13 protein-coding genes and 2 pseudogenes are annotated in these 22,292 nt (G+C 41.6%); 1 reads left to right on the forward strand and 14 read right to left on the reverse strand.

Features of this window, described 5'->3' with window-relative positions; translation table 11 throughout:
- Nucleotides 1–443: 443 nt before the first annotated feature.
- The 4 genes from STRCR_RS07815 to STRCR_RS07830 all read right to left on the reverse strand — a co-directional run bounded on the left by STRCR_RS07815 (nt 444) and on the right by STRCR_RS07830 (nt 6,421).
- Nucleotides 444–1,871: a DHA2 family efflux MFS transporter permease subunit gene (locus STRCR_RS07815; RefSeq protein WP_004225737.1), complete on the reverse strand. Its 1,428-nt coding sequence runs from the start codon at nt 1,869–1,871 to the stop codon at nt 444–446.
- A 546-nt stretch (nt 1,872–2,417) separates the two neighbouring features.
- Nucleotides 2,418–4,166 (reverse strand): ABC transporter ATP-binding protein, encoded by a 1,749-nt coding sequence (locus STRCR_RS07820; RefSeq protein WP_004228419.1) that lies wholly within the window; start codon nt 4,164–4,166, stop codon nt 2,418–2,420.
- Nucleotides 4,156–5,985: an ABC transporter ATP-binding protein gene (locus STRCR_RS07825; protein WP_004227787.1), complete on the reverse strand. Its 1,830-nt coding sequence runs from the start codon at nt 5,983–5,985 to the stop codon at nt 4,156–4,158. The genes STRCR_RS07820 and STRCR_RS07825 overlap by 11 nt, the downstream gene beginning before the upstream one ends.
- Before the next feature lie 7 nt (nt 5,986–5,992).
- Nucleotides 5,993–6,421 carry a MarR family winged helix-turn-helix transcriptional regulator gene (locus STRCR_RS07830; protein WP_004226691.1) on the reverse strand — a complete coding sequence of 143 codons (429 nt, stop codon included), beginning with the start codon at nt 6,419–6,421 and terminating at the stop codon, nt 5,993–5,995.
- Between the two features lie 228 nt (nt 6,422–6,649).
- Between STRCR_RS07830 and STRCR_RS07835 the strand changes: the two genes are divergently transcribed.
- Entirely contained in the window at nt 6,650–8,743 is a 2,094-nt protein-coding gene (locus STRCR_RS07835; protein WP_004230053.1) for a surface-anchored 5'-nucleotidase, read from the forward strand.
- 512 nt (nt 8,744–9,255) lie between these two features.
- Here STRCR_RS07835 and STRCR_RS07840 read toward each other — a convergent pair.
- The 10 genes and pseudogenes from STRCR_RS07840 to STRCR_RS07885 all read right to left on the reverse strand — a co-directional run bounded on the left by STRCR_RS07840 (nt 9,256) and on the right by STRCR_RS07885 (nt 22,017).
- The gene (locus tag STRCR_RS07840) at nt 9,256–11,487 is read right to left on the reverse strand and encodes a mucin-binding protein (protein ID WP_004226036.1); all 2,232 of its coding nucleotides are present in this window, start codon (nt 11,485–11,487) and stop codon (nt 9,256–9,258) included.
- Between the two features lie 93 nt (nt 11,488–11,580).
- Nucleotides 11,581–15,465 (reverse strand): mucin-binding protein, encoded by a 3,885-nt coding sequence (locus STRCR_RS07845; protein WP_040804585.1) that lies wholly within the window; start codon nt 15,463–15,465, stop codon nt 11,581–11,583.
- 287 nt (nt 15,466–15,752) lie between these two features.
- Nucleotides 15,753–16,736 (reverse strand): GMP reductase, encoded by a 984-nt coding sequence (gene guaC, locus STRCR_RS07850; protein WP_004228958.1) that lies wholly within the window; start codon nt 16,734–16,736, stop codon nt 15,753–15,755.
- A 508-nt stretch (nt 16,737–17,244) separates the two neighbouring features.
- Nucleotides 17,245–18,066 (reverse strand): alpha/beta fold hydrolase, encoded by an 822-nt coding sequence (locus tag STRCR_RS07855; RefSeq protein ID WP_004225512.1) that lies wholly within the window; start codon nt 18,064–18,066, stop codon nt 17,245–17,247.
- Between the two features lie 37 nt (nt 18,067–18,103).
- Nucleotides 18,104–18,811 carry an SGNH/GDSL hydrolase family protein gene (locus STRCR_RS07860; protein ID WP_004228339.1) on the reverse strand — a complete coding sequence of 236 codons (708 nt, stop codon included), beginning with the start codon at nt 18,809–18,811 and terminating at the stop codon, nt 18,104–18,106.
- Between the two features lie 147 nt (nt 18,812–18,958).
- Nucleotides 18,959–19,754: pseudogene (locus STRCR_RS07865) on the reverse strand (ABC transporter permease subunit).
- Nucleotides 19,754–20,303, reverse strand: a pseudogene (locus tag STRCR_RS07870) (ATP-binding cassette domain-containing protein). Before STRCR_RS07870 ends, STRCR_RS07865 begins: the two co-directional pseudogenes overlap by 1 nt.
- Before the next feature lie 17 nt (nt 20,304–20,320).
- Nucleotides 20,321–21,154: an alpha/beta fold hydrolase gene (locus tag STRCR_RS07875; protein WP_234944262.1), complete on the reverse strand. Its 834-nt coding sequence runs from the start codon at nt 21,152–21,154 to the stop codon at nt 20,321–20,323.
- Nucleotides 21,129–21,575, reverse strand: coding sequence for a DUF3021 family protein (locus STRCR_RS07880; RefSeq protein WP_004228261.1), 447 nt, complete (start codon nt 21,573–21,575; stop codon nt 21,129–21,131). Before STRCR_RS07880 ends, STRCR_RS07875 begins: the two co-directional genes overlap by 26 nt.
- Nucleotides 21,565–22,017 (reverse strand): LytTR family DNA-binding domain-containing protein, encoded by a 453-nt coding sequence (locus STRCR_RS07885; protein WP_004226637.1) that lies wholly within the window; start codon nt 22,015–22,017, stop codon nt 21,565–21,567. The genes STRCR_RS07880 and STRCR_RS07885 overlap by 11 nt, the downstream gene beginning before the upstream one ends.
- Nucleotides 22,018–22,292: the final 275 nt, after the last annotated feature.

The following is a 22,292-nucleotide window of genomic DNA, read 5'->3' on the forward strand; positions in this document are numbered from 1 at the left end:
AGATTTAATATAGTAAAAATCTTTTACTATATTAGTCTAACATACCCGAGACAAGCCTGCAACTATTTGCTATATATATACGCTCAGCCTTTGGCTGTTTAGCCTAACCAACCCCTATATTAATTAGCCGCCGAAGCTAAAACAGTTATTAGATGATAAGAGCTGACCGATGCGGATTAGCCACTTTTTACCCCTTAATTTGCTAAAAAGAGCAGAAATCAGCGAGACTTATAGACCATCCGCCACAATCTTCAGCAGGTTTCAAAATAGGTGACAATGTCTAAATAGAGCCTATTCTAAATCACAGCTGTGATTTAGAATTTCTCCTAGGATACCATAAATTGCTAAAATGGTTAAAAATTTGATATAGATAAAGTAAAACAGCTGAGATTATTCCCAACTGTTTGCTATTTCGATACAAGTTTAAGCTGATCTTTCGAGAATCACTTTCTTAGTCTATTCTTGTGTCTTCTCAAGGTCAAGCTGAGCAAAAAGGCGATTGCTGCCAAACCTAAGGTGAAATAAAATCCATAGTGAACACCATTGGTAAAGGCAAGAGCCTTGCTTTCACCTTGGTAATGCTTTTGACCGAGGACCAAGAAACTGGTTGCCAACGCTGTGGCAATAGCACCAATGATTTGTTGCATGGTGTTCATGATGGTTGAACCATCAGCAGATTCTGCCCCCCTTAAACTATTGAGAGCATGGGTTTGGGCAGGTGACATAGCCAAAGGACAACCAATCATTAAGACGATGTGAGCTGTAATAATGTAGGCGACAGATGAGCTCGGTTTTACCAAAAGCAGCATGATAGCCCCGATTACCGCAATAGCAAATCCCAGTCTAGCAAGAATTGGTGCCCCTAGAGTATCATAAAGACGGCCAGATACTGCTGAAACTATAGCATTGACAATGCCGCCGGGTAACATGATAATCCCGGTCATCGCAACTGGCAGGCTCATCCCATTTTGAATGAATTGCGGGAAGAGATACATAGCTGACAGGATAATTGCAAAGTCTAACATTACCAGAATGGCTGCCGTACTAAAGTCCAGTTTAGAAAAGATTCTCAAATTGAGGATAGGGTGTTTCAGTTGCAGCTGGCGATAGGTATAGAAAGCTAAAATTAGAATACCAATAACAAGTGAACCTAGGACAATCGAAGACCCCCAGCCGTTTTCGCTGGCGAAGCTGACACCGACAACTAAGGCACCAAAGCCAAGAACACTTGACAAAACAGACAGGAAGTCAACCTTGGGTTTGGTCAGCTCTGCGATGTTCTTCAGAAAAGCAAGAGATAAGATCAAAGCGATGGTCAAGATAAGAGCAAAAGCCCAGAAAATATATCGCCAAGACAGTTTGGCCAAGAGCAGTCCTGTCAAGGTAGGGCCCACTGCTGGTGCAAACATGATAACTAGGGCATTGACCCCCATAGCAGCCCCCAATTTTTGCATAGGGAATATTTTCATGGCTACGGTAAAAAGCAAGGGGATAATCAAGCCAGTTCCGATACCCTGAATCATTCGACCAGCCAGTACCATACCGAAGTCTGTTCCCAAGGCTGAAATAATTGAACCACCAATAAAAGCGATTAAGGCGAAGATTACCGTTTGGCGGGTTGTAAACCACTTAGAAATCAGACTAGACAAGGGCAGGACAATTCCGATAACCAGCATATAACCGGTTACCAGCCATTGTAGGGAGGAGGTCCCTACGCCCAGAGCTGTTTCTAATTTAGGCAGGGCAATATTGAGTGATGTTTCGGACAACATCCCAACAAAGGCACCAATGAGCAACCCCGCCATAGCTAGCCAAGGATGTTTGACAGGGACAGCTGCCTTGCCAGTAGTCATTTGCGTATGTTCTTTCAAAAAATTCTCCTTTCAATCGGTAAAAGCGATTTACAAGCCAATAAAAAAGAGTCTTTCAAAAAGAGAGAACATCAAAACCATAGAAGGGTCTGTTTCTCCTCGAAAAAGCTCATTTTTACAGACTACTAATAATACTTTTATCGCTATATAAGCTATTTGAACTCATTGAGTCACTACTTATCTTAGCAAAATAAAAATGTTTTCGTAAGTCTTTTTTTGAAAAAATAATCATTTTCTGAAATTGTTTGAAAACACACTTAAAAACAGGAAGAATCTCCTCTTTCGTAGGTGCATCTGAATTTGCTAACCTTTCTTATAACTGCTATTCATCTCTCGCTGCTCTGCTGCCTGTCCAGTGCATCCTCTTTGAAAATTACAAGGATCGGTCATTGAAAACGGAACACGCCTACAATGCTGTGCAAAAATCTCAGTTTTCCTTGAATCTTTAAATTAATGATCCTGTATAGGACTTCCTAATTTTTTGGCTATCAGCTATTTCGTACCTAAAAAATCCCGGCCTTTTGGGCTCGGGATTTGCTGCCAGCATTAGGCAGAAACAAATTGTGAATTATAGAGATCCGCATAGAAGCCATTCTGAGTCATTAGCTCATTGTGGTTACCTTGTTCGATGATATTGCCATCTTTCATGACCAAAATCAAATCGGCATTGCGAATAGTGGACAGGCGGTGGGCGATGACGAAGGACGTCCGTCCTTCCATCAGTTTATCCATAGCCTTTTGAATCAGCTCCTCTGTCCGAGTATCAACCGATGAGGTTGCTTCGTCTAAAATCAGGAGCGGTGAGTCCTTGAGTAAGGCTCGAGCGATAGTCATGAGCTGCTTTTGTCCGACAGATAGGGTAACCGAGTCATCCAAAACAGTATCGTAGCCCTTAGGCAGGGTCTTGATGTAGTGGTGGACACCGACAGCCTTGGTCGCTGCCAGCACCTGTTCATCCGTGATATGGTCTTGGTTGAAAATCAGATTTTCTTTGACAGTTCCTTCAAAGAGCCAGGTATCTTGCAAGACCATGGAGAAGGCATCATGGACTTCCGAGCGTTTCATGTCATGGATATTAATACCATCGATAGAAATTTTACCCTTATTGATTTCATAGAAGCGCATGAGTAAATTAACGATGGTCGTTTTACCAGCACCTGTTGGACCGACAATCGCAATTTTTTGACCGGCCTTGGCTTGTGCTGAGAAGTCATGGATGATTGTCTTATCAGGATTATAGCCAAAGAAGACATCTTCAAAGGCGACATCTCCCTTAACCTTGTCCAGTTGCTTGGATTTAGCATCTTCTACTTCCATTTCTTCTTCACCAAGGAATTCAAAGACCCGTCCCATAGCAGCTCTGGCTGCTTGGAGTTGGGTAATGCCTTGGGCGATTTGAGAAATCGGCTGGGTAAAAATGCGAACATAGGTCATGAAGGCAACAATGGTTCCCATAGTAATATCGCCATTGATGGCCATGCGGGCCCCAACAATACAAACCATGACATAACCAAAGTTTCCGATGAACTGCATCATGGGCATCATAATACCAGAGAAAAATTGGGACTTCCACATGCTAGTGTAGAGGTTCTTATTAAGTTTTTCAAAGACTTCTTTGGTTTCTTGGCGGGCATTATAGCTAGTCACAATATTGTGGCCAGTATAGATTTCTTCAACATAACCAGAAACTTCGGCTAGGTTAGCCTGTTGTTTTTTAAAGAGCGGCTGACTGCGAGCCATGATAAAGCCAGTCAGCACAAACCCTGCTAGGACTGAGCCGATAGCCGTTCCTGCTAAGGCACCGTTAGTTTTAATCATCATCAAGATGGATCCGATTAAAAGTACAATAGCCGAAACCATGGTGACCAGACTTTGGTTAAAGGACTGGGTCATCAAGTCAACGTCATTAGTTACCCGAGACAGGGTATCTCCTTGGGCGTGACTATCAAAGTATTTGAGGGGAACCTTGTTGATTTTATCAGCAATAGCATCCCGCAAGCGTTGTGAAAAACGTTGAATCAGGGTTGAAACGATAAAGCTTGCCAGATAAGAGACGACCGCCCCACCAATATACAAGAGGGCAAGTGTCAGGGCAATGGAACCGATTTTATCCAAGTCAATCTTACCAGCCAGACCCTTGGTCATGGTATCGGTCATTTCTTTCAGCTTATCTGGTCCAATAACGGTAATGGTACTGGAAACAATTGAAAAGATGACAGCTAAACCAAAGAGAGCCTTGTACCCTTTCAAATAAGGAGTCATTTGGCTGATTAGAGAGGTCTTTTTAGTCTTCATTGTCCAATTCCTCCTTTGAAAGTTGTGAGTAGGCAATTTCTTGATAGACAGGGTTGCTGGCCAACAGTTCCCTATGAGTTCCTTGGCCGACAACCTTACCTTGATCAAGTACAATGATTTGATCAGCATCCATGATGGTTGAAATCCGTTGAGCAACAATCAGTTTGGTTAGATCGCTAGTTTTCTTATTGAGTTCCTCACGTAAAATCCTGTCAGTCTTATAGTCCAAAGCTGAGAAGGAATCATCAAAGATGAGGATTTCAGGTTTACGGGCAAGAGCACGGGCAATAGCCAACCTTTGTTTTTGCCTGCCTGAGAAATTGGTTCCTCCTTGGGCCACCTCGGTATCCAGACCCTTGTCCTTACTTTGGACAAAGTCCTTGGCCTGAGCTAATTCGAGAGCATCCCAAATAGCGTCATCACTCAAGTGACCTTGAGCACTTTCACCGAATTCCATATTGGAACGGATGGTGCCGCTAAAGAGGACAGCCGTTTGAGGAATATAGCCCACCTTGTTGTTGAGGTCATCGTGGCTGTAGTCCTGCACCTTGACACCATCGATCTTGATCCAACCCTCGGTGGCATCATAGAAACGTGGAATGAGATTAACTAAGGTAGATTTACCAGAACCGGTCGAGCCGATGAAGGCAATCGTCTGTCCTTTTTCTGCCTTGAAAGAGACATGCTCAATAACCGCTGCTGAATTCTTACTGTAGCGGAAAGAAACATCGTGGACTTCTACTTCTCCTTTATGACCGTTATCGGATTTGGACACTTTCTTGAATGTTACAGATGGTCCTAAGGCCAATACCTCATTAATCCGCTTAGCAGAAACCAAGGCTCTTGGCAGAATGATAAAGATAGCCACCATCATCATAAAGCCGATAACAACCTGCATGGCATAAGAAGAGAAGACCACCATATCACTAAAGATGGAGATACGGTCTTTAATAGCCTTGGCTGCTTCTGCCACCATTTTCATAACCATAGGGCTAGTTTTATCGACCTTAGGAATGGAAACATCCGAAATCAAATGCGCCCCGATCCAATAGATCGCTAGCGTCAAACCGCTGGAAACCATCGTCATCACAGGGTTCATCAAAGACATGAGCCGATAAACAAAGAGGTTCAGCTTGGTCAAGCTTTCATTTTCCTCGCGGAATTTTTTATCTTGGTAAGCCTCGGCGTTGTAAGCACGAACGACTCGGACACCTGTCAAAGATTCACGGGTCGTTGCATTAAGGGCATCAGTCAAGCCCTGAACCTTACGCTGGCGGGGAAAAGCCACAAATAAGAGAACAGATAAGAGAATGAAAACAATTAAAACAGCCACACCGACAGCTTTGGTCCAGTCACCGCTCTTGCCCCAAATCTTTGTCAGAGCCCAGACTGCCATAATCGGTCCCCGTGTAACCACCTGCATCGCCATGGTAATCATAATCTGCAGCTGGGTCAGGTCATTGGTTGTCCGTGTCAAGAGACTCGGAACAGAAAACTGCTTGATTTCAGCCTGCGAATAATCCGCTACTTGATTGAAAATATCCGAGCGCAAACGGGTGGTAAAACTAGCAGCTGTTCTGGCTGCTAAGAAACCAACACAGACGGCCATCAAAAAGCTGCCGAATGAGAACATCAGCATCTTCGAACCGGGGTCCATGATGTCTGAGGTTGTCGTCCCCTTGTTCTGCAGTAAGGTTGTAATTTTAGACATATATTCAGGTGTCTTCAAATCCATCCAAACTGCTAAACAGATAAAGACGGTCGACAGAACAATCATGCCCCATTCTTTAGCGCTTAAGCGTTTAAATATTTTAAACATACTCTTCCTACTTTTCTAAATTTGATTTCAGTTGCTTAAAAACCCGACGGGCCACTTCCATGTCTTGCTTATCAATGCCATTCAGAAGCTTCTCATGGATCTTGGCTCGGAAAACCTTTAGCTTCTCTGCCTTGTCCAAACCTAGCTCAGTCAGAACAATCTGCTTGTAACGTTTGTCCTTTTGAGAAGATTTGACCAGAATGAAGCCATTCTTTTCCATTCGTTTGATGAGATTACTAGCGACAGACTTGGAAATCTCCAGTTTTTCCTCTATGTCTTTAATGAAAATTTCTTTACCCCGGTTTTCAAAGAGATAGGAGACAGTGAACCCCTGAGGGCCAGCCAAATGCTCAACTCCGTGAACCTTGGCCAATTCCTGAACACTAGTTTCCATAGAATTGATGAAGTTTCTGAAAGTATCAAAAGGATCTTTCATGAAAACACCTCGCTTTTTCTTGAAAACATTTTAGTTCTCGTGAGAATTATTATAGTCTCCTGGGTTAGCAAAGTCAAGAAATAAGTTTCTATGAAAACTATTCAGCAAATCGCGACTTCCTCTTTTTATCTTGTTCGCTTTAATTTGAATGATAAAACAAAATACTCTTGAAATATTCGGATTTTCATTGTAAACTTATGCTGGTTAGAAAAAATTATGGAGGTGTTTATGAAAAAACACATATTTTTAAAAAGTTCACTGCTTGCTTTGGTAGCTGGAGCCAGTTTTTTATCCATTCAGGCAGCGGCGGATCAAGTAGATGTCCAAGTTCTTGGAGTCAATGACTTTCACGGAGCCTTGGATACGACGGGGACGGCTTCTATGCCAGATGGGCCTGTCAGGGATGCCGGCGGTGTTGCCCAGCTTGATGCTTATATGGATGATGCTCAGACGCAATTCCAAGCTGAGCATCCACAGGGTGACACGACTCGAGTACAAGCAGGTGATATGGTTGGAGCCAGTCCTGCCAATTCAGGTCTTCTGCAGGACGAACCAACTGTTAAAGCCTTTAATCAAATGGATGTCCAATTCGGAACTATTGGTAATCACGAATTTGATGAAGGTTTAGCTGAGTACAACCGAATCGTTCAAGGACAAGCACCGGAACCGGGTAAATTCGATCCTATTGTCGACCAATATTCAGCTGATGGCCAGCAAGAAGCTGCTAAACAGCAGATCCTAGCCGCCAATATCATTGACCAAAAGACGAATCAGATTCCCTTTGGCTGGCAGCCCTATGCTATCAAAACTATTCCTATTAATGGTAAAAAAGTCAAGATGGGCTATATTGGTATTGTTACGACTGAAATTCCCAATCTCGTCTTGAGGAAAAATCTCGAAGGCTACACTTTCCTAGATGAGGCTGAAACCATTGCCAAATATGCCAAGGAATTAAATGACCAAGGCGTCCATGCTATTGGTGTTCTGGCTCACGTCGCTGCTGACAATGATGCGGGTGAACTCGAAGGTGATGCTGTGCCGATCCTTAATAAGCTCAACCAAATTTATCCAGACAACAGTGTCGATATTTTCTTTGCCGGTCACAGTCACAAGTACGCTAATGGGGTGGTTGGCAGAACACGTGTCGTTCAGGCCACTTCCCAAGGTAAGGCTTTTGAAGATGTTCGCGGCGTCTTAGATACCGATACAGGTGATTTTACTGATATCCCAAGCGCTCAAATTATTCCTGTAGCACCAGGTAAGGCAGGTAGTCCTGACCTTCAAGCTATTGTTGACGATGCCAGCAGGCGAGTGAAAACTGTCACGCAGGCTAAAATCGGAACTGCTACATTTCCTCAAGCTATCACTCGGGAGACCAACCAAGATAAGGAAACAGCTGTTGGTGATTTGGTTACTCAAGGACAATTGACCATTGCTCGTAAAACCTATCCTGATGTTGATTTCGCTTTAACAAATAATGGTGGTGTTCGTTCAGATTTGATTGTTAATCCTGACAAATCTATCACTTGGGGAGCTGCCCAAGCCGTTCAGCCATTTGGTAATGTCTTACAAGTTGTTCAGCTGACAGGCCAACAGATTTATGACGCCCTTAACCAACAATATGACGAGCAACAACGCTATTTCTTTCAAATGGCTGGGCTTCACTATCTCTATACCGATAATCCTGCTGGGGGCAAGGAAACACCTTATAAAGTGGTCAAAGCTTATAAGGATGACGGCAGCGAAATTGATCCGAATCAGACCTACAAGGTGGTCATCAACGACTTCCTCTATGGTGGTGGTGATGGTTTCTCTGTGTTGCGCAATGCTCCTCTGATCGGTGCGATTGATCCTGATACCGAAACCTTTGTCCAATACATCAAAGATCAAGAGGCCGCCGGTAAAACGGTTGATATACCGGAGATGAACCACAAGACCTATGTCACCGTTCAAACGGCCCATACCTATCAAGACCGACCTGATGGTCGCCATCTGCTGACTATAGAGACCTATGTCAATCGTCAAGGTCAGCCAGTCGGTCAAGCTATTATCAGCGACCAATTGATTAAAGAAAATCAGTCTGAAGCAAGAGCTCAACGAGAAACTCAAGATCTACCAAGTGCTAGCTTTAACCTCACACCTCTCGCTGACAAGACAGGAAATCAGTCAACCGCTGCTCAAGCTAAACAAGTTAAGCGAACTGAGGCTAAGTCCTTGCCGGAAACGGGGACCGAGGAGAAATCAGCAACCGCCCTCAGCCTAGTCGGTCTGATCATGACATTTACAGTCTTCTTTACGGGAAAGAAAAAGGAAGAAAACTAGCTCTAGCTTAAGAATTTTTCTATGAAATGAAAAAAGCATGACATTTTCCCTTCGTTTGAGGAATGAGATGTCATGCTTTTTTTGTGACAGGTAAAACTAGATTTTCAAGCGGATAAATCAGATCCTTCTTATAGCATAAGAAAACCGAGAATGAGCCAAAGGCGATTATGCCAATCGATACTAAGAAAAAATTAGATTCTAGCTTTACTGTAGGTGATGGCATCAGAACCGTTGGCTAGTTTTTTCGCTTTAGCCTTGCGGCAAAAGGAAAAACAGCCAGCAGGGGTTCATTGGTGCTAAAATATCTGATGAACTGTGCGGAGGTTGGATAGAAGTCAATTTTTTATATAAATCGACTTCTGCCCATTCTCTCTTTGATCTCGAAAAGGGCTGAGAAATTATTTTATCTCAGCCCTTTTTGTCTGCCAACTGCAGTTGATAAAGGTTCCCTTAGGATTACCATTGGTAGTTGAAAACTATAGATGACTTCGTAAGCTTATTAAAGTTTCTCTTTATTTTTCATCTTTGCGTTTTTTACCAAATGCCAGTATGCTTCCTACAAATAGTGCCAGCAGGCCTACTAGTGAAGGCTGAGCCCCCTTATCCCCAGTTTTAGGAAGTTCTTTAGCAGTCACGGCTGGTCCTTCAGCAATCGGAGTTTCAGCTTCAGCCTTAGCTGATTGAGCAAGCATTTCTGCTTTTTTCGGAATAGCTGGTTCATTCGGAACTTCTTTTTCTGGTAGGTTTGGAACATAGTTGATTGGTGTATCTTTAGTTGGATCCTCTGGGATTGGTGGAATATAACCCTTACTTGGATCGTTAGGGTCCACTGGTGTCAATGGCATGTTGGTGTTTGGGTTAATTGGTGTGTAGCCAGGATTATACGGAATCACCGGATAATCTGGATCTTCTGGCTGCTTTGGTTTAGTTGGATCTGTCGGATCATTCGGATAAGCATTAGCTGGGAAGTTTGGCACTGGCACGTTTGGTACGTAGCGGCCAAGTTTCGTGTACTTAACAACTTCTTCAGAATCCGGATCTTTCACTTGAACACCTGTCACTTCCGCAACTTTTGCTTTATCTGCGATAAAGCCAGCAATCACCGGCGAGGTAACGGCATCGAATATTGTATCAGTTGCTGTCCATTCATCAAATGTCACTTCACCAGTTACTAAGTTAACCTTAGCTTGGCGAGTGAAGGTCAATGTTTCTGATACTGGAGCAGACGCTTGTGACCCGTCTTTAGCGTAGACATACTTAACGGTCCTAGTAACTGTCTCAGTTCCCGATTGATCTTTAACATTATCTGGCCATACTGGGCTGCTAGGATCGTTCGGTTCTACTGGCTGACCTGGTACTGGTGGGTTAGATGGATCGAATGGTTCGATGCGTTCTCTGAGAATGATGGTAAAGATTTGGTCTGCAAGTTTATCTTTATCAAATACTTGATAGCCACCGAAGTCATCGCTAACAAGAGCGTAACCTGTTTTGAGGTAGCCCGCAAGTGTGATGGTATAGTCTGTTGACGGAATTGCTTCTTCTGACTTACCAGCTTCCGTTAATTGTGATAGTTGACGATTAGTCTCGGTTACGAAGTTGATAATGGCTTTTTGAGTATCTGCTTCGTAATTGATCGGGGTATCCTTTGTTGGATCTTCTGGCGTTGGTGGTATATAGCCTTTAGATGGATCGTTAGGATCTACCGGAGTCAAGGGTGTGTTGGTGTTTGGATCAACTGGTGTATAGCCGGGATTATGCGGAATCACCGGATAATCTGGATCGCTTGGCTGCTTTGGCTTAGTTGAATCTGTCGGATCGTTTGGATATGGATTATCCGGGAAGTTTGGTACTGGCATGTTTGGTATGTAGTGACCAAGAATTTTATAAATAACCACATGACTGTCATCTGCAGAGTTTTGTGTCAAACCCGTTTTTTCAGCGATTGCTGCCTTATCTGCGATGTAACCAGCAATAACCGGTGAGGTAACGGCATCAAAGGTTGTATCACCATCTACTGCTGTCCATGATTCATCAATAATAACACCTGTCACCAAATTAACTTTAGCTGTATGTTCAAATCTTACTGCATCAGTCACATCCACACTGGCTTGAGAACCATCTTCGAATCTATACCTGATGATACGATGAATGTCCTTAGTTGTTTGGAAATCGCGTACAGATTCCGGCCAATTTGGATTTGGCTTGTTTGGCTCTGGCTGATCTACCGGTTGACCAGGATTAAATGGAATGTTTGGTCCGATTGGTTCGAGACGCTCTTTAAGAACTACAGTGAAGGTCTGATCGCGATTTGAATCGGTATCGAATGTCTTAGTGCCTTTGAAATCATCGCTCACAACAGCATAACCAGCATTAAGATAGCCATCTAATACTCTTTGATAACCAGTCGCAGGAATAGTTAAGCCTGTTTCACCTGTTTCATCAATTGATGTCATCGGAGTGCGTGTAGTACTATCTTGATTTTCCTGTACAAAATCAATCACTGCTTTTTGAATATCCGCAAGATAGTTTACAGGGGTATCTTTAGTCGGATCTATTGGTGCCGGCGGGATATAGCCCTGAGTAGGATTACCTGGAACTACCGGTTGCAATGGATTGCCTTCTGGATCGTAAGGTGTGTATCCTGGCTTGATTGGAATCACAGGATAGTTGGGATTACCAGGTTGTTCTGGTTGGGTTGGATCGTCAGGATCATTCGGATAAGGATTGTCTGGGAAGTTTGGCACTGGAATATTTGGGACGTAGTGACCAAGTTTCGTGTACTTAACATTTTCTTCAGAATCGGCATCCGTAGCCTGAACACCTGTCTTAGCTGGAACTTATTTACGGTCTGTGATGTAGCTATTTATAACTGGGGAGACAACAGCATCAAAGGTTGTATCGGTTGCCATCCATTCGCCAAATGCCACTTCACCAGTTACTAAGTTAACCTTAGCTTGACGTGTGAAGGTCAAGGTTTCTGATACTGGGGCAGATGCTTGTGACCCATCTGCTGCATAGACGTAACGGATGGTACGTGTAACTGCTTCAGTACCTTGTTGATTTTCAACCGTACTTGGCCACTTTGGACTGTTAGGATCGTTTGGATTTACGGGCTGATCTGGTACTGGTGGATTTGCTGGATCGAATGGTTCGATACGTTCCTTAAGAACAACTGTAAAGGTTTGGTCTACCAGCTGATTTTTGTCAAATACTTGATGGCCACCGAAGTCATCGCTAACAAGAGCGTAACCTGTTTTGAGGTAGCCCGCAAGTGCGGCAGTATAGTTCGCTGATGGAATAGCTTCTTCTGACTTGCCAGCTTCCGTTAATTGTGATAGTTGACGGCCTGTTTCGGTTACGAAGTTGATAATGGCTTTTTGAGTATCTGCTTCGTAATTGATCGGGGTATCTTCCGTTGGATCCTCTGGGATTGGTGGAATATAACCCTTACTTGGCTCGTTAGGGTCCACCGGAGTCAACGGCGTGTTGGTGTTTGGATCAATTGGTGTGTAACCAGGATTATGCGGAATCACTGGGTAATCTGGATCAACTGGCTGCTTTGGCTTAGTTGGATCTGTCGGATCATTCGGATAAGGATTGTCTGGGAAATTTAGCACTGGAATATTTGGGACGTAGTGACCAAGTTTCGTGTACTTAACAATTTCTTCAGAATCGGCATCCGTAGCCTGAACACCTGTCTTAGCTGGAACTTCTTTACGGTCTGTGATGTAGCTATTTATAACTGGGGAGACAACAACATCAAAGGTTGTATCGGTTGCTGTCCATTCGCCAAATGCCACTTCACCAGTTACTAAGTTAACCTTAGCTTGACGTGTGAAGGTCAAGGTTTCTGACACTGGGGCAGATGCTTGTGAACCATCTGCTGCGTAGACGTAACGGATGATACGTGTAACTGTTTCAGTACCTTTTTGGTCCTTAACATTATCTGGCCATCTTGGGCTGTTAGGATCATTTGGATCAACTGGTTGCCCTGGAACTGGTGGATTTGCTGGATCGAATGGTTCGATACGTTCCTTGAGAACAACTGTAAATTCTTGATCAGTATCGAAGTCAGTATCAAACGTTTTACCACCTGTAAAGTTATCACTCTTAACAGAGTAACCAGCTTTGAGGTAATCATTCAACGTTGTCTTATAATCGACCGTTGGAATCGCATATCCGTTATTACCAGACTCTGAAACAGTAGTCATAGCAACTGTTGGCTCCGTATCATTCACAAACTTAATGTTCGCTTTTTGTTTAGCGACGATAAGTTGGTAAGTACCAGATGCTGACAAGTCATGAATATCTTTATCAAGAAGTTTAACTGTTTTAGGCGTTGCTTCATCATAACCAATGTCTTCGGTTTTACCATTATATTGAGTTGCCGAATTATCAGTTACTGAAACTTTAACCGTATAAGTACCTTCTGTCGTCGGTGCGGTAAAGTCACCGAGTTCCCCAGCGTAAACTACGGATCCACTAGCATCAGTAACTTCAACTGTTTGTGAGCGATAACCAGAATTATCCTGATCAGCAATTGTCACGTTTGCAGCTGGACTATAAGTAACACCTGGGTTAACCGCTACAACTGGATTAATTGGTGTAACACTCGGAGCTACAGAATATCCGTAATTAACAGTATAGTCCATGCTACCAAGAACATCACCGGTCATAGTATTTCCGTAAGTCACTCGGATAGTTGCAGTATTATTTGTTCCTGTGCTAGCAATCGGTGTCAGGATTTCCATCTTCTGAACAAAGTCGTGGAATGGTTTGATCGCAACAAGAGTACTATTTTCAGCTTTATAGAAATTGCGGTTAGAGAATACATTCCCATTCTTCATCAAGTAATCAAGCGGTTCTTCACCATAACTAGTTCCCATCCACGTACGGAAGCGAATCAGCTTCTTTAATTCATCTTCTGTGAAGGTTTCGCCTTCATTCTTCACACCAGACAAGCCTTTAACCACTACGTGAGCAAAGTTAACCGCATTGTTATCGTCTGACATCGCTGTACCTGTACTGTCGGTAGCGACAACAGTTACCCCATTAACCATTGCACCTTCACGTCCACCAGCTAGTAATCCGCCAACAGTACCAGTTATAATACCAGTTGCAGGATCGAAGGTAACATCAGCACTTCCGCCTAATTGAGATTGCAACGTTCCATTGACTTGGTTAACAATGTTATTTCCACCAAACGCAACCGCCCGGCTATATATTTGGTCAATTGTTACGCTGCCCGTTGCCTTGGGATTTCCATCGACGATTGCACGAACATTTGAATCTTTAGTCAAGGTCAAACCTATCGGTAAGAAATAGATGGCCGGTTGGATAGTTGGCCCTTGATCCATTGAATAATCTTGCAACCAAAGGTTTACAGAGTCCTTAGCCGCCGCATCGTCTGCTACTCCCCCTGCTGCCATATCGCGTGCTGCTTGTTCAGTTTTACCTTGTGCCACATTGATGGTTAACCCTGTTCCAGTAAGCGATGTTGTATTGACAAGAACCCGGAAACCAACACCAGTTGGGTTAGTAATCGAAGCATTTGGGTTGGTTGTGGATGAAATCACATCAGAAACTAATACTGGGGAATTCGTATACTTGCGATCACCATCAGTACTTGTATAAGCATCTGTGCCACTTGGATAATGTAAACCTGTAGAACCTGTATCGGTCCAGGAATAGTAGGAACCAACAGTTGTATTATCATCTGTACTTACCATAACAGCTGCATACGGATCCGTAATCATGTTCCCACGCAAGTAAATTTGATACTCAATGGTATAGCTTCCATCAGGATTTCGGTTATAGTTATGAAGGTAAACCGCACGAATTAGTTTGTTAGCTGTATTTGAATTTGTAACTTGAAGTGCAATATCTTTTGTATGCAGGTGCGGTGCATAAATTGGCGGGGTTTCACCAGTTCCTTCTGCCATAAATACTGTAACTGGGCTTGCTGATGTCACTGGAGTACTGCCAAGTTTGCCGCTCACTTGGTTAACTTCTTTATCGTTTAACAAGCCTGCACGATACGCTGAGCGAAGATCACTAACCTGAGTATCTGTTGCTAAACCTTGCCGCTTCATATCTTCAAGGGCTGCAGCAAATGCTGATGGCATCTCTGGAGATTGCGATTGCCGTTCAGAGATAATGTTAGATGAGACTAATGGCATCGCTGAAACAGTTTGATTATTAATTTGGCTAGCTGCCGATCTTTCATTACCTCCAAGTTCTGAATTAGCACCAGATGCTGAAACTGCACTAGTTGAGGATTCAGAAGTTTGTACATCTGATGGAGTGCTAATTTGTGAAGCCGCAGTTGGTGTAAGATCCACAGTACTTGTTGCCGGACTTACAGGAGTAGCCTCGTTCTGATTAGTCACAGGAGTCCCAGTTGCTCGAGCAACTTCTGTTTGAGGTGCAGCTGCTTCGGTAGAATTCGCAGTTTCTGCCGAAGTTGCTGCTACAGTATTATCTAAAGTTGGCGATACTTGTGTGTCTGCCTGCTGAGTAATTGCCGCTATTGAAGCAGGCGGCTCTGATGCCGGAGACACTGCCCCATCCGCATACACTTGGTCAGCCTGAACACCAAACATTAATGCAGTACCAAGTAAAACCGATGCTGCACCAAAATGGTATTTACGAATTGAAAAACGCTGATAGAGTCCATACCAATTAAAACTCCTTCTAGAGCGTATGGCTTTAGAAATTTTCATATTAGATACCTCTCTCTCCCCAAAGGCGTATTTCATTTATTTATGGCCATGTTGGGATTTTCATTGTAATATAAACCATTTTATATTTCAATAATTTTCTAATTTTTCTTAATTTTTTAATCTGCGATTAAGATATAAGGTCAAAAATGCACTTCTCTCCCTGTTTTTCCCTTATATCTTACTTTTGGCTTAAATTGTTTTATACTTCAAAGTATATCATTTTAAAGTATTTGCTCATTTTCTGATGGAAGAACATCAGTGACATTTAGTTATCATTTTGGGTGTTCTTATATTCTGTCTCCGTTCCAAATAGAATTTTTTACCACGACATAATTAACACGTGTCAAACTTTTAAGATCACGTCCGCCAGCATAAGAAATTGAACTCTGCAAATCTTGTTCCATTTCGGCTAAGGTATCTTTGAGATAGCCCTTAGTTGGAAGGAGAATTTTCTTACCCTCAATGTTTTTGCGCTCACCCTTTTGGTATTCCGAAGCCGACCCATAATATTCTTTGAACGTTTCTCCGTCCACTTCTACCAATTTCCCGGGACTTTCGATATGACCGGCAAACAGCGATCCGATCATAACCATTGTTGCTCCGAAGCGAATTGACTTAGCGATATCACCATGCGTGCGGATTCCGCCATCAGCTATAATAGGCTTACGAGCAGCTTTTGCGCACCAACGAAGGGCGGCCAACTGCCAGCCACCTGTTCCAAATCCCGTTTTAACTTTTGTAATACAGACCTTTCCAGGACCAATACCAACTTTAGTAGCATCGGCACCAGCATTTTCCAATTCACGCACAGCTTCAGGAGTACCAACATTCCCTGCGATAACAAACGTATCCGGTAATTCAGTCTTGATGTGCCGAATCATCCTAATCACACTGTCAGCATGACCGTGAGCGATATCAATAGTAATGAACTCAGGGACATTATCTTTCAAACTTGTCACGAAATCATATTCAGAATCCTTAACCCCAATTGATATTGAGGCGATGAGGCCTTGCTCATGCATGCGTGCGATAAAAGATTTACGTGACGCTTCATCAAAACGATGCATAATATAGAAATACCCTTCTTTAGCTAACAATTCAGCAACGTCTGCATCAATAATTGTTTGCATATTCGCGGGAACGACCGGTAATTTAAAACTATAACGACCTAAAGTTACTGCTGTATCAACCTCCGACCGGCTATCAATAGTACACTTATTGGGAATCAGCTGAATGTCTTCATAATCAAAAACTGGGAAATCATTAAGCATAAAAAATCCTCTTTCAGCCATGAACACTGATAGAGGATTTTCTGTGTATCAGAAAAGTCATCTTCAGCCTCTGGCATTAATATGATGACCTTCCTATAACTCTGAAAACTAGCACTGTTATCAGAGCATCGCTAGGTAAATTCTTACCTTTCCGCGATTATATTATAATAATATATTGATTTTGTCCAAAAAGATAACTATATTAAAATATAATGTTCGGTTTTTACACTTTACAATCCGTTTTATACCAAAATGCAAAGCAATAAGACAGCTGTCACTAATGATTTATAGAGAAATTTACTTAATTAAAAGAATTGCTCCATCAACACGCATCGTAAGTTCGCTTTAAAAATTGAAAAGCCCCTTTTCTATTGTAGTGGCCTTATTAAAACTTGTCAGCTCTTATCTGCGACAAGAACACTTGGCGTGGTGTAGTCTTTAAAAGGCATGTTCTACAAATAGGACAAGTTTTCGAAGACATACCAATTTGAAATGAACAAACAAGGCCTTATATAACATATTTATCTATAAACTCACCAATCAACTTATTTACAATTTCCGCTTGATCGGTATTGGAATTATGCCCAGCATGATCAATCCATTCAACAGGTTTATTAGTACATTTCTCATATTTCTTTAAACATCGTATACAAGAGCCTGCCCGATCCTCTTCCCCGCATATTATCATATGCGGACATTTTATTTCATAGGGCAAATCTTTTTCTACTGCTTTTGCTATCATTTTATAGCCATGTCCTGAAAGATGAGAATATCTTTTCTGATCTCCATCGTAAACCATCATCATGTCAAGCATCAATTTTCTTCCATATTCAGTTGTCGAAGCGCCTTTTGGTCCTGCTTTTAAAAGAGCTTTCCAAGGATATATTTTATAAATCGGCTCCACTATTTTTAATAGCCATAATTCTATAGCTGTATAGTATTTTCTTTGAAGAGGCGGGGTATCAATCATAACAAGTCCCTTAAGCTTATCCGGGAACAGCTCCGCATAAACCTGACCTAAATAGCCTCCCATTGACTGACCGATTAAAACAGGTTTTTCAATCCCCTCTTTTATCAATATTTCATCTAACCATTTTGCCTTATCAAACAAGTCAAAATCGAGTTTAAAAGGATAGGATGAAGCATGACCCGGAGCATCCCAAACCAATAGTCTGAACTTATCATTGAAATAATTTATCTGCTTCTCAAATAATCTATGGTCAGCAGTCAATCCGGGTAAAAATATAAGGGCCGTTTTTTTAGTTTTATCAAAATCATTTATCCAATAATGAATCACTCCTAATGGTGTTTCATATTTTTTTCCAAGCATTATTATCTCCTTACAAATTCAAATTTGTTAATTATTTCTATTTGAACATTATATGTTTTTCTATTTCCTCAGCTAAGACTTTTGCCGATTTAGAGTTGAAATGTGCTCCGTCAACAGTTGTCGTTAAACCTCTCATTTTTGCAAAATAATCTTTGGTAAAAGGAAATAAGGTCATTATCAATGTATCTAAAATTCTAACTAAAAATCTGTATTTCCAAGTATATACACGATTGTCCTCATCTATATTTTCTCTTTGAAGTTTGTAAATATCAACAAATGGACAATTATGTTTTTCAGCCAATTCTCTTATGATTTTATTTCTGTTCATTAAGTGTTCATTCGGAAAATTTTTCAAATTGATAAATGGTATTCCAAAAATGATAACTTTTTTATTTTTTTCACAGAGAAATTTCAAAACTTTATCATATTCCTCATAAAATATATTGTCATCTTCAATGCACTTCTTTATCTTACAACGCAAACTCATCTGTAAAAACCAAAACCAAGAGACCGACCTCAAATATGGTAAAAAAATATCATTTGTTCCAATCCCAAGAATGTATATTTCTGATTTATATTTCGGTTTGTCAATCAAATTTTTCAATCTGTTATATGCTCCCCTTACCGTATCCCCGTTCTTTCCCTTATTGATGTATTTGCGATGAGATTTTTTACCCAAAAAATAAATGTATGAATATCCAACATTTCCAAAAGTCAAGCTATCTCCAATACAAATTATTTTCATTCCATCACCCTCACACACAGCCTTAATTTTATCCGTTTTTACAAACTAGAATTTATTTCTCTAAATTTTTGCCCTATTATATTAAATAAGTATTTTCCCAGAGTTAAAGGTCCTGCTTATTTTCAAACCTACTTATGAACCGTTTGCTTAGTCGCTCAAGTCCTTTTTCTGGTAAATCACAGCCCCTAGTACCTAGTATGATACTAACTGCAATAAGAATAAAAGCGACGCCGTGATAGGCTGGCTCCAATTTTTCCTGACTGAAAACATCTGCACCACTAGCGAAATGGTAGGGCGTTAGATAGTTAAGATCTTCAATATTCGAAACAATACGGCCCATTACATCCATGACATAAAGCAGTAAAACCAACCCAAGCGAGAGGCCGATTTGCTTTTTACGGCTGACAGCAGAAACCAAGAAAGCAAGGCTGACGATTTCAACCTGCATCAACAAGGCCTGAGCATGGTAGCGTAGAAATAAATCGAAAGAAAAATCCAAATTAACCTGCCAGATCCCCAAAGCCTCCAATCCTACAACTATCAGATTGAAGATCAGTAGCATACAGAGCAGACTGAGATATTTCCAAACCAAGATATTCAAGCGTCCATAAGGAAGTGTATGCAGAAATTCGCTGGTATGCCCTTCCTCTTCCTTAGACAGGCTGGCCGCTCCCTGCATAGCCGCAAACATCCCTACTCCAAGTCCAAATATCATCGTGATTTGAGTCCCAAAGTAACCATCCAGACTGGCAATGCTAAGTTCATCCATCCCAAAAGCCCGAGTCATGCTTCCCATATTGCTGAAAATTTCTGCCTTGGTTGCTAACTGATCTTCAACACTCTTATAGAGCAGAATACAAGCCCAACAAATAACTCCAACTGTAAAAGCCCAAACTAGAAGAGTTTTAAAACTTTGTCTTAGTTCATGTGTGAATAAAGTCATTAAGCTGCTTCCTCATAATACTGCAAAAAGAGGTCTTCCAGCGGCGGTTCTTCAACCAGAAAATCATCTGACTGCATGTCTGTCAAACGTTCTAACAGTTCGCTGCTGGAGCCTGTAAACCTAAAGTTCTCTTGATGATTATCCTTCCAGACTGTCACATGCTTAGTTTGGCTGCGTGTCAGATTAGCAAGCCTATCCACTTTAAGAATTCTTCCGCTTCTTGCGAACAGTCTTTTTTCTAGATTTAGCCGCAAAAGCAATGACATCTTTAACCTTCATATTCGGATAAAACATAGCTTCTGATGGCATATAGCCGATATGTTTGAGATTTTTTACTAAAGTCCCATATTTACCGTCAAAGAGCATCATCTGACCGCTGCTTGCTTGGATCAATCCCAGCAGACAGCGAATAGTCGTTGACTTTCCAGCACCATTGGAACCTAAAAAACCGAAGATTTCTCCCTTTTTAACAGACAAGGTCACATCTTCTGCACCCATATGCCTGCCATAGTATTTGCGCAAATGCTTGATATCAATAACAGTTTCCATGTGATTACTTCCTTTCCTTAGATAGAAGTGTTTAAGAATTCCAATAACAGTTGATTATACTTATCAGGCTTGAGCATATTAGACGGATCAAAGGAATCTTCAATAACTTTAATTTGGCTGGATGGCATAACTTGATGAATTCTCTTCATATAGTCGATCAAAAGATTATAACGGCCCCCCACCAACAACAAGATAGGTATTTTTAACTGACCAATCTTCTCAGTATAATTAATTTGGTTAATAGCCCTGCGCTGTAAAACCACTTCCCGACTGCGTAGGTTTCCCATAATGGTCTCCATATAACTTTGTGCTTCTGGAAATCCTTTATACTGTGATTTTACCGACCATTTAAGAAGACCGCGACAATAATAGAGCCATAAACTAGCACTTATAGCCATTTTATTAAGAAACTCCCTGATGTTATGAATAGTCGTATCAGAAAATGTATCAGTTAAAACCAATCCCTTAACATAATTTGGATAGTTGACTGCAATATGCTGACAGACAATCCCACCATATGACGTTCCACAAAATACTGCCTCTTTAATGTTAAGTTCATCCAGTAAAGCAATCACAGCAGCAGCCTGCTTTTCAATCACTTGCTTAACAGGGACTTTTAAAATAGAGGATTTTCCGTTTCCCAATAAATCAGGGCAAATTACTCTATATTGATGCTGAAAAGCTAGAATTTGCTGTAAAAACATTCGTCCATCGCAGCCAAGACCATGTAAAAAAACTAGGGCGATACCTTCCCCAGTATCACTGTAATACATCTCGTCATTATTTAATTTCATTAATTTTATCTCTGACATAATATTCCACTTATCACTTTCTTTGATTCTTATAATCATTCAACAATCTATTTAGCTTCTTGCTGTCAATGTTACGCTTGATTTTGTTGGCAATAAAAATAGTCAAGTATTCCAGCATCATATAGAGGACAAAGCAAGCAGCTGCTAGAAGATTACCATCAAACCAGCTCAGCCATTGTCCAACAAGGCCATAGAGGCAGGAACAAACAATTAAGCCTAATAACTCTCTTCTCGCTAATCTATCGGCTTCATCAAAATTTTTAAACAGGAAAACCTGAACCTGAGTGATAACATAAGCCGCAATAACCATTTCAATTAAATAATAGATATTAGCTGTTGTTCTTCCCTGCAAAAGCTGGCAAACAGCATAGAAAAAATAAACACAAAAGCAATAGATGGCTGCCTTATATTCATTGGCAATTTCCTGACTTAAGAAACGTTCCCACCACTTAGTCTTCATCTTTAATTCCCTCCTGTAAGACCTGTCTGAGTTTATTGGCGTATTTACGTGAAATAAGGACACGTTCACCATTGTCCAGAGTGGCTTCAATCCGCCCATAAGCCTGACTTTGGAAGGAGTGAATCTTGTAGATATTGACTACCATAGCCTTGGCACAGCGAAAAAAGCCATGCCTGCGGTAGCGCTCTGCCAGCTGACTCAGGCTTGCAGTAATCTGATAAATCCCCCTATCCGTGTAGGCAAAGGTCCTGCTATCGACACTTTCAATATACAATATATCATCCAGTAGGAGATAGCGTTCACCCTGATCGTTTCTGCCGAGAATTTTCTCCTGTTCTGCTGCCAGCAAATCGCTGATTGCCTGAACAGTCGGAGTCATCTGACGGTAACGCACGATTACTTCTTCGTCCCCTTCAGAAATTTGTTCTAATCGTAACTTCACTGCTTTTCTCCTTTGCGATCATTATAGCAAAATTTCAGACCATAAAATCTATTTTGAGATAGGGTGCAAAAATCTCATCCAAGATGCAATCGTTATTCTTTTGCCGCTGTTTTTTTACTGTAATGACAGTCGGAAACAGGAACCCGCTCATCTTAAAACTAACTAGAGAAAATCACTCCTACTTATTCGTTATACGGCTGCTAGCCACTACTAATACTCGCAGAAAAGCAAGGAAGGGCCAAGACAATGAAGTGCAGGCAGCAACAAAAGGTTTG

Source organism: Streptococcus criceti HS-6 (assembly GCF_000187975.2).
Lineage (GTDB): Bacteria > Bacillota > Bacilli > Lactobacillales > Streptococcaceae > Streptococcus > Streptococcus criceti.

Bases quoted from the DNA above. Each gene is read 5' to 3' on its own strand.
- STRCR_RS07820 (WP_004228419.1), bottom strand. From the start codon at position 4,166: ATGAAGACTAAAAAGACCTCTCTAATCAGCCAAATGACTCCTTATTTG.
- STRCR_RS07825 (WP_004227787.1), bottom strand. From the start codon at position 5,985: ATGTTTAAAATATTTAAACGCTTAAGCGCTAAAGAATGGGGCATGATT.
- STRCR_RS07830 (WP_004226691.1), bottom strand. From the start codon at position 6,421: ATGAAAGATCCTTTTGATACTTTCAGAAACTTCATCAATTCTATGGAA.
- STRCR_RS07835 (WP_004230053.1), top strand. From the start codon at position 6,650: ATGAAAAAACACATATTTTTAAAAAGTTCACTGCTTGCTTTGGTAGCT.
- STRCR_RS07845 (WP_040804585.1), bottom strand. From the start codon at position 15,465: ATGAAAATTTCTAAAGCCATACGCTCTAGAAGGAGTTTTAATTGGTAT.
- guaC (WP_004228958.1), bottom strand. From the start codon at position 16,736: ATGCTTAATGATTTCCCAGTTTTTGATTATGAAGACATTCAGCTGATT.
- STRCR_RS07855 (WP_004225512.1), bottom strand. From the start codon at position 18,066: ATGCTTGGAAAAAAATATGAAACACCATTAGGAGTGATTCATTATTGG.
- STRCR_RS07860 (WP_004228339.1), bottom strand. From the start codon at position 18,811: ATGAAAATAATTTGTATTGGAGATAGCTTGACTTTTGGAAATGTTGGA.
- STRCR_RS07875 (WP_234944262.1), bottom strand. From the start codon at position 21,154: ATGATTATAAGAATCAAAGAAAGTGATAAGTGGAATATTATGTCAGAG.
- STRCR_RS07880 (WP_004228261.1), bottom strand. From the start codon at position 21,575: ATGAAGACTAAGTGGTGGGAACGTTTCTTAAGTCAGGAAATTGCCAAT.